Origin of the sequence: uncultured Methylobacterium sp. (assembly GCF_964244095.1) — a bacterium.
Lineage (GTDB): Bacteria > Pseudomonadota > Alphaproteobacteria > Rhizobiales > Beijerinckiaceae > Methylobacterium.
The window spans coordinates 1-14,174 of record NZ_CAXTHR010000109.1 but is presented as its reverse complement, the minus strand read 5'-3'; the positions used below and the strand labels follow the sequence as shown (position 1 = coordinate 14,174).

At 72.8% G+C, this 14,174-nt stretch carries 13 protein-coding genes; 7 read left to right on the top strand and 6 right to left on the bottom strand.

Annotation, left to right across the window (positions count from 1 at the left end):
• Positions 1–611 (bottom strand): ABC transporter transmembrane domain-containing protein (locus tag ACFE86_RS16135; RefSeq protein WP_375456345.1); only part of this gene is annotated, 611 nt, incomplete at its 3' end.
• Between the two features lie 348 nt (positions 612–959).
• Between ACFE86_RS16135 and ACFE86_RS16130 the strand changes: the two genes are divergently transcribed.
• Both ACFE86_RS16130 and ACFE86_RS16125 read left to right on the top strand, forming a co-directional pair.
• The gene (locus tag ACFE86_RS16130) at positions 960–1,733 is read left to right on the top strand and encodes a motility protein A (protein WP_375456344.1); all 774 of its coding nucleotides are present in this window, start codon (positions 960–962) and stop codon (positions 1,731–1,733) included.
• 333 nt (positions 1,734–2,066) lie between these two features.
• A complete protein-coding gene (locus ACFE86_RS16125) occupies positions 2,067–2,900 on the top strand; it encodes a flagellar motor protein MotB (protein WP_375456343.1) in 834 nt (277 codons plus the stop codon).
• 3 nt (positions 2,901–2,903) lie between these two features.
• Here the strand turns inward: ACFE86_RS16125 and ACFE86_RS16120 are convergent, their stop codons facing one another.
• Complete coding sequence (locus ACFE86_RS16120; RefSeq protein WP_375456342.1) at positions 2,904–3,845, bottom strand: TAXI family TRAP transporter solute-binding subunit; 942 nt, start codon at positions 3,843–3,845, stop codon at positions 2,904–2,906.
• 62 nt (positions 3,846–3,907) lie between these two features.
• The gene (locus ACFE86_RS16115) at positions 3,908–4,378 is read right to left on the bottom strand and encodes a CAP domain-containing protein (protein ID WP_375456346.1); all 471 of its coding nucleotides are present in this window, start codon (positions 4,376–4,378) and stop codon (positions 3,908–3,910) included.
• Positions 4,379–4,586: 208 nt separating this feature from the next.
• Between ACFE86_RS16115 and ACFE86_RS16110 the strand changes: the two genes are divergently transcribed.
• Positions 4,587–5,579 (top strand): diguanylate cyclase domain-containing protein, encoded by a 993-nt coding sequence (locus ACFE86_RS16110; protein ID WP_375456341.1) that lies wholly within the window; start codon positions 4,587–4,589, stop codon positions 5,577–5,579.
• A gap of 4 nt (positions 5,580–5,583) precedes the next feature.
• Here ACFE86_RS16110 and ACFE86_RS16105 read toward each other — a convergent pair whose 3' ends face one another.
• From ACFE86_RS16105 to ACFE86_RS16095, 3 genes are all read right to left on the bottom strand, one after another.
• Positions 5,584–8,211, bottom strand: coding sequence for a DUF3772 domain-containing protein (locus tag ACFE86_RS16105; protein WP_375456340.1), 2,628 nt, complete (start codon positions 8,209–8,211; stop codon positions 5,584–5,586).
• Positions 8,212–8,461: 250 nt separating this feature from the next.
• Complete coding sequence (locus tag ACFE86_RS16100) at positions 8,462–8,644, bottom strand: hypothetical protein (RefSeq protein WP_375456339.1); 183 nt, start codon at positions 8,642–8,644, stop codon at positions 8,462–8,464.
• 51 nt (positions 8,645–8,695) lie between these two features.
• The gene (locus tag ACFE86_RS16095; RefSeq protein WP_375456338.1) at positions 8,696–10,000 is read right to left on the bottom strand and encodes a glycosyltransferase family 4 protein; all 1,305 of its coding nucleotides are present in this window, start codon (positions 9,998–10,000) and stop codon (positions 8,696–8,698) included.
• Positions 10,001–10,109: 109 nt separating this feature from the next.
• On the opposite strand from ACFE86_RS16095, the gene ACFE86_RS16090 reads away from it, so the two are divergent.
• From ACFE86_RS16090 to ACFE86_RS16075, 4 genes are all read left to right on the top strand, one after another.
• Positions 10,110–11,384, top strand: a complete 1,275-nt coding sequence (locus ACFE86_RS16090; protein ID WP_375456337.1) for a glycosyltransferase family 4 protein — start codon at positions 10,110–10,112, stop codon at positions 11,382–11,384.
• Positions 11,385–11,691: 307 nt separating this feature from the next.
• Positions 11,692–12,045, top strand: a complete 354-nt coding sequence (locus tag ACFE86_RS16085; RefSeq protein ID WP_375456336.1) for a phasin — start codon at positions 11,692–11,694, stop codon at positions 12,043–12,045.
• A 117-nt stretch (positions 12,046–12,162) separates the two neighbouring features.
• Positions 12,163–12,945 carry a phasin family protein gene (locus tag ACFE86_RS16080; RefSeq protein ID WP_375456335.1) on the top strand — a complete coding sequence of 261 codons (783 nt, stop codon included), beginning with the start codon at positions 12,163–12,165 and terminating at the stop codon, positions 12,943–12,945.
• A gap of 133 nt (positions 12,946–13,078) precedes the next feature.
• Positions 13,079–14,174 (top strand): N-acetylmuramoyl-L-alanine amidase (locus ACFE86_RS16075; RefSeq protein ID WP_375456334.1); only part of this gene is annotated, 1,096 nt, incomplete at its 3' end.

The following is a 14,174-nucleotide window of genomic DNA, read 5'->3' as shown; positions in this document are numbered from 1 at the left end:
TGCGCGGCCAGCCCCGAGTTGAAGAACTCGACCCGGTCCTGGAGCGTCTCGGTGCGGCGCATGACGAAGGTGGTGAGCGCGGTGAACACGAGCACCAGCACCAGCAGGATCGCGCCGAGCTGCCAGTTCACGAACAGGGTCAGCGGCAGCAGCACGCCGAGCGAGACCAGCGCGGCGAAATGGTCGCGGAAGAAGCCGAGCCACAGCGCCGACATGCCGTTGGTGCCCTCCAGCATCGCCTTGAGCACGCGGCCGGAATGGTTGGCCGAGTGGAAGGCGAGCGGCAGGTCGAGGACGTGCTCGAAGTAGTTCGCCATCGTCGAGAGGCGGTTGCGGTGGGCGAGCCGGTCGGCGTGGAGCGCGATGGCGACGCCGGCCGCGATCGTGAAGAAGCCGAACGCCACCCAGGCCACGATCAGCGGCAGCATGGTCTGGAGGCCGTTGCCGCCGCGTTTGAGGTGGGTGAGCCCGTCGATGATGCGACCCATGATCAGCGGCTCGGCAAACGCCGCCACCGCCAGCGCGACGTTGGCGAACCCGAGGCCGATGGCGAGGCGCTTGTCGTTGCCCAGGAGACCCAGGACCCGCGCGTACAGACGAACCAGCGACATGTCAGCTCCGAACCGACCCCGGCGCGGCCCGTGTTGCCCGGGCCCCGCGCCTCCTCCCCCGACCCGTTCCGCGGACGCGGCCCGGGCTTCGTTCTTCGTCGCGCCCCGTCCGGGAACCGGACGGCCGAGAGGCCGATCAGGATCGAAAGATCCCGGTTCGACGGGCCTTCCGGCCTCCTGGCGCGTCACGGCTTATGCCGGGGGCTGGCTGAACGGCGCCTGACGGCCGATGCGGCGCGGTCGGCCTTTACGGTTCGTTCAGCAAGATTTCCTAACCCTGGTCGTGAGCGGTCCACAAGCGCGCCCTTGCGCCAACGCGGCCGGATTCTCGCGTCAGGCGCCCCTCTCATGGATCTCGCAACCGGTGTTGGGCTGCTCGGCGGCTTCGGCGTCGTCTTCACGCTGATCATGATCGATGGCGGCGATTTCGGCGCCTACTACGACAAGCACGCCATGATCGTCATCTTCGGCGGCGCCACCATGGCGACGATGATGCGGTTTCCGTTCTCGACGATCCTGCACGGCCTGCCGATGGGCCTGCGCTTCGCCTTCACCATGCGCGCGGTGAAACCCCGCGAGCTGATCGAGGAGATCACCAAGATCGCCGATTTGGTGCGCAAGTCCGGGCCGATGGCGCTGGAGAACTTCGAGATCTCCGATCCGTTCCTGGCGCAGGGCGCGCGCTACATCGCCGACGGCTACGACCGCGACTTCATCCGCGACACGATGGAGCGCGACCGCGACAACTTCCTGATGCACCTCGACGAGGGCTCGAAGATCTATCGGGCGTTCGGCGACTGCGCCCCGGCCTGGGGCATGATCGGCACGATCCTCGGCATGGTGACGATGTTCGCCCACATGTCGGACCCCTCGAAGCTCGGGCCCGCCATGGCGACCGCGCTGCTCGCGACCCTCTACGGCGCGCTGATCGCCAACATGATCACCCTGCCGATCGCCGACAAGCTCCACCTCAAGCTCGAGGAGGAGGACGTCTCGCGCTCGCTCATCATCGACGGCATCCTGCTGATCCGCGACCAGAAGAGTTCCTCGCTGGTCCGCGAGATGCTGATCGCCTACCTGCCGCACAACACCCGCGAGGACATGTCCGAGGCGGCGGCGTGAGTTTTTTGAGACTCTCCGCGGCCGATGATGCAGCTCAGGCGGCGAGCCAACGTATGCCGTTGCACGGACGGAATCTCGTTCGGCACGCTTCCCTCCCCCCTTTGCGGGGGAGGGTGGCCCCTGCGTCAGCAGGGGTCGGGAGAGGGGAGCGACCTCTCCGGACAACGCGCCCCCCTCTCCCGACTGAGCTTGCGGGCCGCCCGCCCCCGCAGAGGGGGGCGGGAGACGCCAGGGCCTGGATAACCTCTCCCCCTCTCAGCGCCACCGCCCATGCGGCGGGCGCAATCGGCCGTCTTCGGCCGATTGCCGCAAAACGAATCGGGACACCGTCCCGTGGCTAAGAAGAAGCGCGGCGGTGCGCATGGCGGCCACGGCTGGTTCGTCACCTTCGCCGACCTGATGGCGCTCTTGATGAGCTTCTTCGTGATGATCGCGGCGTACTCGACGCAGGATCAGAAGAAGATGCAGGCGGTGGCGGGCTCGATGCGCGACGCCTTCGGTGTCAACAAGGAATCGCGGTTTGCCGGCATCATCGAGGCGGAGGGCCTGCCGGCGGCCGACCACGTCAAGGACCTGCGCGACATCCCGCCGGAGAAGGCGACCGACCGCACCACGCCGCCGAAGATCGCGTCCAGCAGCGAGTACGGCCTCACCGACCAGGGCGAGCCGGAGAATTTCGGGCTGGCCGCCGCCTCGCTGCGGCAGGCGTTGCAGGACCTGCCGGAGATCGCCGAACTGTCCAAGAACGTGATGATCGGCAGGACCGAGCGCGGCCTCGACCTCTCGATCGTCGACCAGGACGGGCGCGCGATGTTCCCGGAGGGGTCGAGCCGCCCGACCGAGCGGACGCGCCGCCTGCTGGAAAAGCTCGCCCCGGCGCTGCGGCAGATGCCAAACCGCATCGCGATCACCGGCTTCACCAGCACCGAGCGGCCCGGCCGGCGCCCGGCCGCGCCGCCCTGGGAACTCTCGGCCAACCGCGCGATCAGCGTCCGCGAGATCCTGGCGGGCGCGGGCGTGCCCGACGACCGCTTCGCCTCGGTCGCCGGCAAGGCCGACACGGAGCCGATGTTTCCCGACAACCCCTACATCGCCGCCAACCGCCGGGTGACGGTGACGCTGCTGAAGGAGGCGCCTCCGACGCCGCCGGCGAAGGGGCTGCCGTAGACTTCACCGCGGCACGCCGGTCTCCGCGAGATAGCGCGCCGTGCCGGGGTTCAGCGTATCGGGCGGCACGGCGGCGGCGAGGTTCTTCGGGTCGCTGTCGCGGCCCTGGGGCAGGCGCTTCGCCAGGGCCTCCCGCGCATGGTCGATCGCCGCGATCAGGCGATGGGCGGCGGCCGGTTCGAGGCCAGGGCGGGCAAGGATCAGGCTCCACGAGCCGACCGTCTCGATCGCCGCCTCCTGCCCGCGAAAACTGCCGGCCGGCACGGTCATCCGCCGGAGCGAGGATCGCGCCGCGAGCACCGTCTCGATCGCCGCAGCATTCGGGCCGATGAAGCGCGCACCGCCGGGCGCCGCCGCGACGGCCGTGAAGCCCGGCCAGCCGAGGCCGCCGCCCCAGAGCGCGGCGGCGCGCCCGTCGGCCACCAGCCCGGGCCCGTCGCCGGCCTGCTCCAGCAGGATGGGCGTGATGTCGCGTTCGGGGTCGATCCCGGAGGCGGCGAGCACCGCCCGGCCCATCATGGTGAGGCCGGAATTCCGCGTGCCGAGCGCGACGGGCTTTCCGCGCAGGTCAGCGAGCGTCCGCACCGGGCTCGCGGCCGCCACGACGAGCAGCCCCGGCGTCGCGTACATCGGCGCGACGACGGTGAGACGCGCGGCCGGCGCCCCGGTTTCGAGCGCCGCGTAGGCGAACTCGCCCTGGACGAGGGCGATGTCCACCGTCCCCGCGCGCAGCAGGCCGAGGTTCTCCGCCGAGCCGCCCGTCGCGCGCGTCTCCACGACGAGGTCGGGATCGGCCTCGCGGACGGAGGCCGCCAGCGCCGCGCCGTAGGCCGGGAAGCCGCCGCCCGGGGTCGCGGTGCCGAGGACGAGGCGGAGCGGCTCGGCCCGGGCGCCCGCCGCCGCGAGGGCCAGGCAGACGGCGAGCAGGAGCGGCTTCAACGGCATGGCATCACCCGCGAAACTCCGAAAACCATCACTTGGCGGTGACCATCACTTGGCGACAACCATCACTTGGCGGTCAGCAGCGCCCAGTAGACCTTGTACTTCGAGCCCGGGGCGAAGGCGGTGGCGATGCCCATCCGGCCGGCCTTCGGGTCGCGCATCACCGCGTCGTGGGGCGGGCTGTCGCGCCAGCCTGAGAACGCCTCGGCCAGCGTGCGGTAGCCGGCCGAGAGGTTGGCGTCGGCCGAGGCGAAGCCCAGCCGCGCGACGGCGGCCTTCACGGTCTGGGCCTTGCTCGGCCGGTCGGCGAGCGCCATCGCCGCGGCCTCGGCTTCCGCCAGCCGCTGCAGGTCGGGGTCGAGGGCGAGCGGCGGCGCGCCGCTGCCGCGGCGATAGGCCGAGATCATGTCGCGGGCGGCCTGCGTGTCGAGCTGCGCCGTGTTGCTGGACAGCGGCAGGTACAGGCTCGGCAGCGCCGCGGTGGTCGGCGTGTCGGCGGCGCAGCCCGACAGGAACGCCGCGCCGGCGAGCGCCAGGAATGCGCCCGGGTATCGTGCGATGCTGACCACGTGTCCGACCCGCCGCGCGCCACCGGCCCGCGATCAGCGGGCTGTCGCTGCGGATATAGGGCCGCTCCCGAGACTCCGCATCGGCGGCGGCCGCTCATGGCTTAGGAACTCTTAAAGCACGCTCGGCCTAGATTCGCCCCCTGCCCGGCGAATGGTGAGGGGTGCGGCTTTTCGCATGACCGGACTGCACGTTCTCTCGGATCGGGAGCGCCCGGACGTCGCCCAGGCGTCGGCGGCGATCCGGCGCGCCCAGGCCGAGCTGCGCCTGATCCGCGCCGAGGCCGATCAACTCGCCGCCCGCCACAGGACCTTCGAGCGCGCCTCCGCCGCGGCCGGGATCGGGCTGTGGGAATGCCGGCTCCGCGACGAGGCGCTCGTCTGGTCGGACGGCGTCTACGACCTGTTCGAGATCCCGCGCGGGTCGGCGCTGCGGCGCGGGCGCACCCTCGAGCACTACACCGGCCCGTCGCTGCGCGCGCTGGAGACGGTTCGCGCCCGGGCGCTCGCGGCGGGCACGGGCTTCCGCCTGGACACCGAGATCACCACGGCCGGGGGCCGGCGCCGCTGGCTCCGGCTGACGGCGAGCGTGGACTCCGAGGGCGGCGTGCCCGTCCGCCTGTTCGGGATCAAGCAGGACATCACCGAGGAGAAGCTCGCCGCCGACCGGGCGCGCCACCGCGCCGAGTTCGACGGGATGACCGGGCTCGCCAACCGGATGTGCTTCGAGGACCGGCTCGCGGCCCTCTGCGCGGAGCGGGCCGGGCTCCTCGTCCTCGTCGACCTCGACGGGTTCAAGCCGGTCAACGACACCTTCGGGCACGCGGTGGGCGATGCCTGCCTGAAGGAGGCGGCCCGGCGGCTTGCCGGCGTTTGCCGCAGGGCCGACCTCGTGGCGCGGGTCGGCGGCGACGAGTTCGCGATCCTGCTCGACGGCGAACCCGCCCCCGGCGTCGCCGAGGCGCTGGCGCAGCGGATCGTCCGGGCGCTCGGGCAGCCGATGCGCTGCGGCACGGCCTCGGTGCTGATCGGCGCCTCGGTGGGCATCGCGGCGATCGCGGGCGCCTCGTCCGCGGAGGCGTTCGCCCGGGCGGATTCCGCGCTCTACGCCGCCAAGGCCGCCGGGCGGAACACGTTTCGCACGTTCGGTACGTCGATCCGCGCGGTTTGAGCGATCACGCCCCCGCGCTGCGCAAGCCCCGGTCGCGCGGGCCGCGGGCGGATTCGTCCGGCGCCGGCTCGGCCGGCGGACGCCCGAACCGGCCGGCGATCTCGCTGAAGGCTTCCTGCATCCCGTCGAGGCCCTGGACCGTGACGACGCTGGAGCCCGGCCCGAGCGGCGGGATGAAGCCCGCCTCCGACAGGGTCTTGAACACCGCGAAGTTGAGGTCGGTCTGGACCTTCAGGCCGAGCGTCACGTCGACGATCATCACCACGAGCTCGAATTCGAGGAACGGGTCGCCGATCTTGCGGAACACCACGCGGGGGGCCGGCTCCTTGAGCACGTCGGCATGCGCCTGCGCGCAGTCCATGATCAGTTCGGCGGCACGCACCGGGTCCTGGTTGCGCAGGACGCTCACGGTGATCGAGACGCGGCCGGTGCGGTCGCCGCGCACCCGGTTCTTGACGATCCCCGAGATCAGGTTCGAGTTCGGGACGATCACCGCCGAGCGGTCGAAGGTCTGGATCTCGGTGGAGCGCACGGAGATGCGCTTCACGATGCCCTCGCTGTCGCCGATCACCACCTGGTCGCCGACGCGGATCGGCCGCTCCCACAGCAGCAACAGCCCCGAGACGAAGTTGTTGACGATCGATTGCAGGCCGAAGCCGATGCCGACCGAGAGCGCGCCGGCGACGATCGTCAGCTTCTCGAGGCTCAGGCCCAGGTACGAGAAGGCGAGCGCCAGCGCGAGCAGGAAGCCGCAATAGCCCGACACCGTCGAGATCGAGTTGCGCAAGCCGGCGTCGAGGTCGGTCGCCGGCAGGTAGACCTGCTCCAGCCAACGCTGCACCGCGCGGGTGATCGCGATGCCGAGCCCGAGGATGCCCAGGCCCAGCGCGATGGTCGAGAGCGAGACCGTGACGTCGCCGACCTTGAACCCGAAGAACGCCTGCCGGATCGAGGAGACGATGTCGGTCGAATCGAGGCCCCAGGGCGCCAGCGCCAGCAGCGCGACCACCAGGAACAACAGCACCCGCCCCGCGCCGGTCGCGAGCACCGCGATCTGGTTGAGCGAGCGTTTGCGCAGGCCGGTATTGGCCTGGAGCGTGGTGGCAAAGCGCGTTTCGTCCGCAAGCGCCCCGCCGACGAAGGTGTCGGTGCTCTGCACCAGCAGGTAGAGCAGCACGAGCAGGCTCGCGGTCCAGACGAACTGGTCGATCAGGAAGGCGGCGAAGGCGACGTAGCCCCCGACCGCCGCGGCCCCGATGACGCCCACCGCCGCCCAGCCGATCAGCCGGGCGGGGCCGCCGATGCCGGTGGTGGTCTTCGTCGGCACGTAGGGGCCGAAGCAGGCCTCCTCCTCCTCGTCCTTGTCGGCGAAGCGGTGCAGGCCGATGGCGAGGATCAGCGCGGTCGCGACCGCGCCGATCCCGCGTGTGGCGATGGAGATCGGCAGCGCCGCCGAGAGGCCGGAATTCAGCGCCTCGATCGACTTCGCCACGGTGATCACCGTGGCGATGCCGACGGCGAGTCGCGTCACGCGGATCGCGGCGGCATCGCCCACCGGCGCCGGCCGCCAAGCCGGCTTCTCCGGCGAGAGCAGGCCGTCGCACAGCGCCTCCACGAAGGCGATGAAGGCGAGCCCGGCGAGGATCGCGCCCGCCACCGGCAGCAGGCGCGAGGGCAGGAGGTCGGTGGCGTCGAGCGCGTAGTAGACCGCGTAGCTCCCGATCACCGCGGGGACGGTGCCGAGGAGCAGCACGCGCCAGGCCGCGAGCAGGCTCTGCCGCCGGGTCGGTTCCCCGTCGACGAGGTCCTTTCGGCCCAAGCGCGGGGCGATGTTGCGCCGGCCGAAATACAGGGCGATCGAGATGCCGAAGGCGAGGCCGAGCAGCAGCAGGTTGCCGGCCGTGCCGTTGCGCGAGAACAGCAGCACGATGTCGGACAGCGCGCCCTGGAGCGAGCGCGTGTCGCGGGGGATGTCGGCCGCGACCCGGCTCCACAATTGCGGGCTGACCAGGGCCTGCGTGCGCTCGAACAGCCCCTTGGTGAAGGATTCGCGGCGGCGGTTCGACACCCGGTCGACGATCTGGTCGCCCTGGACCAGGAGCGAGCGCGCCAGCCGCTGGGTCTCGTCGATGCGGGCCACCGCGGCCTCGCGCTCGACCCGCTCGAGCGCGACCTCGGGGCTCTCCTCCGCCTCCTTGGGCTTCGGCCCGAGCTGCGCCAGGCGCTCGCGGGCCGATTCCAGCGGCGCGTCGAGCCGATCGATGATCGTGCGGATCTGGTCGGTGACGGGGCCGACGCCGTCGCGGATCGCGGCGAGCTCCGGCGTGCCGAGATCGGCGCGCGACAGTTCCTTCTCGCGCCCGGCGAGGTCGGTCTTGGCCGCGTCGAGCTTGGCGCGGACGGCTTTCAGCGCGTCCGGCATCTCGGGTTTGGGCAGCGCCGGCTTGGCGTCCGCGGGCTTGGCGTCCGCGGGTTTGGCATCCGCGGGTTTGGATTGCGGCGCCGCTTGCGCCGCCGGGTCCTGTGCGTAGGCGGCGACGGGGACGAGCAGCAGGGCGGCGAGCCACGCCGCGAACATCGAACGAAGCGGGCGGCGACCCCTCGGGCTGCGCGCGGTCGAGCGACGGCTCATCGGTGTCCTTGTCGTCGGCGCGCAGGCTGCGCGTGCCGGGTGGACGCCCGCGACACCGGCATCAGCCTGCCGGGAGAGCCGCGCGCTGTGGCCGAGCAATGGGGCGAAAGCGTGCCGGCGCTTCGGGCCGGCGTCGCCGCCGAGGGCTCTCGCCGCTTCCCGGCCGGGCCGGGAAGGGATCGGTCCGGAGGTCCGCGCGCCCGAGCGTCGGCCGAGGGGACGCACCGGCTCGGGCGACGTCCGGGCGGTCCTACTTGGTGATCTTCACCGAGATCGGATCGCTCGACGGGAAGGTCTCTTCGAGCGCGTCGTCGAGGCGCTCCTCCAGCTTGTCCGGGTGGTTGGCCGGGTTGGCCTTGTCGTCGGGCTTGGCGCCGCCCTGCTGGACGCCCGCCTCGTCCACGCCGTCGGGCGTCTTGCTGTCGTCGGTCATCGGGCGAACTCCTGAGCCTCGCGGGGGCGCCATGCGGGCGCCGACGGGACGTCAACGCGAGGCGGGCTCGGAGTGTTTCACCCGCCCGCGATCCGCAAGCGAGGGACCGCGCCCGGCGGGCCGCGCCGCGGGGCGGCCGGACGCGCCCGCGCGCAGCACCGCCGCGTAGACGCCGCCGAGGCGATCGAGGTGAGCATCGAGGCTCAGGGGAGCTGCCCAGTAGCGGGCATGCGCGGCTCGGCCCATGCGGGCCGCGAGCGCGTCGTCGGTCAGGCGGCGCAGGTGGGCCGCCAACGCGTCGGGATCGCCGGAGCGGAACAGGAAGCCGGTCTCGCCGTCGATCACCGCCTCGCGGCCGGCGCAGGCATCGCTCACCACCACCGGCGTCCCGCAGGCCAGCGCCTCGTAGACGGTGAGCGGCTGGCCCTCGTACCAGACGCTCGGGAACACCAGCGCGCGGGCTTGGCGCATCAGCGCCTGCACGCCCGCTGCGTCGCGCCAGCCGAGCATGGCGGCTTCGGGATAGCGCGCGGCGAGCTCCGCCCGCTGCTCGCCGTCGCCGACGAAGACCGCGCGGATTCCGGCCCGCCGCGCGGCCTCCGCGAAGACCGGCGCGCCCTTCTCGGTGGAGATCCGCCCGACGAACAGGAAGTCGCCGGGCGCCTCCTCCCGCACCGGCGCCCGGGCCACGGAGATCGGGTTGTCGACCCGGTGGAAGGTGGTGCCGCGCGGCAGCAGGGGCGCCACCACCCGCTCCTGCAGGTCGCTGATCGTCACCACGTGGCGGAAGATCGTCGGGAGCCGCGCGATCCGGGTCATCCCGACGTGGCGGACGACGCGGGCGAGCTTGCGCGGGTAGCTCTTCGCGTCGCAGTCGGTCGTCAGGCACGCGCGCGACATCGGGGTGCGGCGGCAGATCGCGGCGGCCGGGTATTCGTAGAAGCCGCCGTTCGGGCAGACCAGGAAGAACTCGTGCAGGGTGTAGACCAGTGCCAGCCCCGAGCGCCGCAGCGCGACGCCGATCGACGGCGACAGCGCCTTGGCGAAGGCGTGGACGTGGACCACCGTGTCGCGCGGATCGCAGAGCGCCAGTTCGGCGGCGAGCCGCCGTGCCGCCTCGCCGTTCCAGATCGCCTGGACCAGGAAGGCGAGCTTGTTCCTGGTGGTCGAGACGTCGTCCTGGTTCAGGCAGACCACGCGGATGCCGGCGGCCGCGAGGCGCGGGTCGGCCGGGCCGCAGGCGGCAAACAGCGTCACCCGGACGCCGCGCGCCGCCAGCCCGAGGGCGGAATCGAGGGCGACCTTGGCCTGGCCGCCGTTGACGTAGGCGTGGTCGGCGACGAGGACGACGTGCACGAGGCGGCTCCCGCATGGCCGAGGACCGGAGACGTTTACCGGAACGCAGTTGATCCCGCGTAAACCGGAGGCGGGCCGCGGCTTCGCGGCGTCGTCCCCGGTTGGCGCCATGCACGTCGTGATCCTGGCCGAGTTCGCGGGCCCGAGCGGCGGCGCCGAGAAGGTCGCGCTCGAATCCGCCCGCGGGCTCGCCGAGGCCGGCATCGACGTCACCTACGTCCAGGCGGTCGCCGGCCCGGTCGACCCACTCCTCGACCATGCCCGCGTGCGCCGCCTCTGCCTGGGCCTTCCCGACGTCTGGGGCCGCCATCCGCTGGCCGCGGCGGCCGCCGGCATCTGGCATGTCCGTGCGGCGCGGGCGCTGCGCGACGCGCTCGCCCGGCTGCCGGCGCCGCCGGACTGCATCCACGTCCACCAGTGGACCCGCAGCCTGTCGCCGGCGATCTTCCCGGTGCTGTTCGCCACCGGCGCGCCCGTGGCGCTGACCCTGCACGACTACTTCCTCGCCTGCCCGAACGGCGTCTACTACCGCTTCGACACGGCCGAGCCCTGCACCCTCGCACCGCTCTCGGCCGCCTGCATCGCGGCACCCTGCGATGCGCGGAGCCGGCTGCACAAGCTCGTGCGCGTCGCCCGCACCGCGGTCGCGCGGCGGGTTCTGTCCGGGCATCTCCTCCACGTCGTCCACGTCTGCGACGCCAGCCGCGCGCGCATGGGGGCAATGCTCGGCGGCTACCGCCTGCGGCACCACCGCATCGACAACCCGGTGCGGGTGGCGCCGGCCGCGCCGGCCGCGCCCGCGCGGGGCGACGCGATCGCCTATGTCGGCCGGCTCACCCGCGAGAAGGGGGCGGACCTCGTCGCCGCGGCGGCGCAGGCCGCCGGCCTGCCGGCCGTGTTCGTCGGCACCGGGCCCCTGGAGGCGGAACTCCGCGGCCGGCCCGGCGTGGAACTGCTCGGCTGGCGCTCGCCCGAGGCGGTGCAGGCGATCCTGCGCGGCCGCGCCCGGGCGCTCGCCGCCCCGTCGCGCTGGTTCGAGACCGGCCCGCTCACCGTCTACGAGGCGCTCAGTGCCGGAATCCCGGTGGTCGCCTCCGACCGTTCCGGCGCCGCCGAGGCGGTCGCCGACGGGACGAGCGGCTTCGTCGTCCCGCCGGGCCCGGCCGCGTTGACCGCCGCCTTCGCGGCCCTGCGCGACGACGCCCGCGCCGCGGCGATGGGCCTTTCCGCCCACGCCCGCTTCTGGGCGGCGCCGATGACGATCGCCAGCCACGCTCGCGCGCTCGCCGGCTTCTATGCCGGCCTCCGGCGCGAGCCCCTTGATGCAGCGCAGCACGATCCAACCGGCGCGCCGACCGGATCGCCGGCCGCGCACCCGCACTGAGACCGGCAGGCCCACGCGGACAGCACAGGCCAAGCTTGCCCCGAGACGTCGGCCGGCGGATGCGCGAAGGCGTCCGAACACGCGCGTCCGCTCCGTCGGCGATTGCTGTAACGGCGATGCCGGTTGATCGTCCGGGGGGCGTCACAGCCTCGTGAGCGATCCCCCGAGGGCCGATCCTGCCTATTCGATGCGATCCTGGGGAGGCGAAGAGGCTTCTTGACTTGTTGTTGCAACGCAACATAAGTCCGGTCCGTTCGGGAAGCCGCTTCGCGGCGGCCCGCGACGAAGCCCCTTCGAGGAGACGATCATGCAGACCCCCACCTTCGAGATCCCGGCCGAGATGCGCGACTTCGCCGAGAAGAGCGTCGACCAGGCCCGCACCGCCGTCGGCACCCTGATGGGCAACGCCCTCAAGGCCGCCGAGCAGGTCCAGTCGTCGGGGCTGACGCTGCAATCCTCGATGCAGGCCGCCGTCGCCAAGGGCTTCGACCATGCCCAGACCAACGCCAACGCCACCTTCGACTTCGCGCAGAAGCTCGTGCGCACCAAGGACCTGCGCGAGGCCTTCACGCTGCAATCCGAGTTCGTCCGCAGCCAGATCGCCGCGATGCAGGCGCAGGCCAAGGATCTCGGCAGCCTCGCGCAAAACGCCGCGCGCTGAGCCGAGGGCCCGGCGCCGGCCCCGTCGAGCCTTGCGCCGGGCGGCATCTGGTCTAGGGTCGGGACTCGCCGCGAGCCCCGCCTGGCTCGATCGAGGACGACCTGAAGGGACTTCGCGATGGGCAGGCAACGGACGCCGCAGGGACGATCATCCGGCCGGGACCCCGCCCCGCCGCGCAAGCCGCGGGCCGGCGCCCCGGAGGTCGCCGAGGCGATCCGCGCCACCGTGCCGGAGCCCGCTCCCGCGATCGCGGGCGCCTCGCCCCCGACGCCCCAGGAGCCCGTCCCCGGATCGATGCCGGAGCCGCTGCACGCCCGCCTGATGGACACGGCCTCGCCCGAGGTCCTGGCCGCCGCCGCGCCGGCGCCCGAGCCGGTCAAGCTCTTCGCTGCCGTGCCGGTCCCGGCCGACGCGAACCTCTCCGATGTGGCGACGCCGGACGCCCTGCCGATGCCGGAGGCGGCACCGCTCCCGGAGGCTGCGCCGACGCCGGACGCCGCGCACGTTCCGGAGCGGGCCGCCGCGCCCGCGAGCGACCGCTACGCCAACGTGGTGCCGCTGAAAGCGCCCACCCCGCCGCCCGCCCGGCCGGCCGTGCCCGACGAACCGCCCGCGCCGCCGTCCGATCACGCACTCCCGTCGCCAGCCTCGTGGCGTGCGGGCCGCCGGGCGGCCACGCCCCTGCGACAGGACCTCGGCGGCCTGGGCGAGACCCTGTTCGCCTTCATGCGCAGCGAAAGTTCGGCGACGCTCGCCCATCTCCAGGCGCTCAGGGACGCCCGCTCGCCGGCCGACGCGATCCGGCTCCAGGTCAGCGAGATCCAGCGCGCCGCGGACGCCTCGCTCACCTGCTGGACCGAGATCGCCCGCCGGGCCACCCGCATCGTCGCGCACCGCTGAAACAGCGTTCGCCGGTGGCCGCTGTCGCGTTCCGGCCACAGGCGCGGCGCGATCGGAGCCCGGCCGGAAACCATCGGTTAACCATGCCGATCCTATGCCGTAACGGAGGGCACGGGAGGCAGTCTCGACACCGATGCAGCGATCCGCGCGCCTGATCCGTTCCGCGATCCTGACCGCTTGGCTCGCCCTCGCCGGCGCACCGGGCTCCCGCGCGCAGGACGGCGACCGGGCGCCGCCGGCCGTCGCCATCGCGGCCGAGCTCGTCACCGGACCGGGCGGCACCAAGCTCACCCTGACCCTGTCGAGGGCGGTCGAGGCCCGCGCCTTCGTGATGGAGCGGCCCGACCGCGCGGTGATCGACCTCGCCGAGGTCAATTTCCAGCTCGACCCGGAGAGCGGGCGCCGCCGCGACGGGCTCGTGCAGTCGTTCCGCTACGGGTTGTTCGCGCCGGGCCGCTCGCGCATCGTCGTCGATCTCGCCGGCCCGGCGGCCGTCGGGCGGATCGAGACCGTCACGCGCCCGCGCGACGGCGCCGTGCTGCTCACCGTTCCGTTCCAGCGCACCGACCGCGAGGGTTTCCGCAAGGCCGCCGTCGCCGGCGACCTCGCGCCCGCGCCTGGCAAGGCCGCGATGCCGGCAAGCATCCCCGACCGGCGCCCGCTGATCATGATCGATGCCGGCCACGGCGGCATCGACCCCGGCGCCGTCGCCGTCGGCGGGGTGTTCGAGAAGGACATCGTGTTCGGGTTCGCACAGGCGCTCGCCGCCCGGCTGGAGGCCGCCGGCCGCTACCGCGTGGCGATGACCCGCGATCGCGACGTCTACGTACCGCTCTCCGAGCGCGTGCGGCTCGCCCGCGACGCCAGGGCCGACCTGTTCATTTCGATCCACGCGGACTCGATCTCCGCCGCCCCGCAGGTGCGCGGCGCGACGATCTACACCGGCTCGGAGAAGGCGACCGATTCCGAATCCGCCAAGCTCGCCGAGCGCGAGAACAGGGCTGACGCCGCCGCCGGCGCCGAGGCCGGGGAGGGGCCGCCCGAGATCGCCGACATCCTCCAGGAACTGACGCTGCGCGAGACCCGCGGCTTCTCGTCGGGCTTTGCCAGGACCCTGATGGGCGCGCTCGGGCCGGTGATGGAGATGAGCACGAAACCGCACCGCGAGGCCGGCTTCAAGGTGCTGCGCTCCCCCGACGTGCCGAGCGTGCTGGTCGAGCTCGGCTACC

Coding starts and splice junctions, on each gene's coding strand:
- ACFE86_RS16130 (WP_375456344.1), top strand. CDS start 960: ATGGATCTCGCAACCGGTGTTGGGCTGCTCGGCGGCTTCGGCGTCGTC.
- ACFE86_RS16110 (WP_375456341.1), top strand. CDS start 4,587: ATGACCGGACTGCACGTTCTCTCGGATCGGGAGCGCCCGGACGTCGCC.
- ACFE86_RS16085 (WP_375456336.1), top strand. CDS start 11,692: ATGCAGACCCCCACCTTCGAGATCCCGGCCGAGATGCGCGACTTCGCC.
- ACFE86_RS16120 (WP_375456342.1), bottom strand. CDS start 3,845: ATGCCGTTGAAGCCGCTCCTGCTCGCCGTCTGCCTGGCCCTCGCGGCG.
- ACFE86_RS16100 (WP_375456339.1), bottom strand. CDS start 8,644: ATGACCGACGACAGCAAGACGCCCGACGGCGTGGACGAGGCGGGCGTC.
- ACFE86_RS16105 (WP_375456340.1), bottom strand. CDS start 8,211: ATGAGCCGTCGCTCGACCGCGCGCAGCCCGAGGGGTCGCCGCCCGCTT.
- ACFE86_RS16080 (WP_375456335.1), top strand. CDS start 12,163: ATGGGCAGGCAACGGACGCCGCAGGGACGATCATCCGGCCGGGACCCC.
- ACFE86_RS16090 (WP_375456337.1), top strand. CDS start 10,110: ATGCACGTCGTGATCCTGGCCGAGTTCGCGGGCCCGAGCGGCGGCGCC.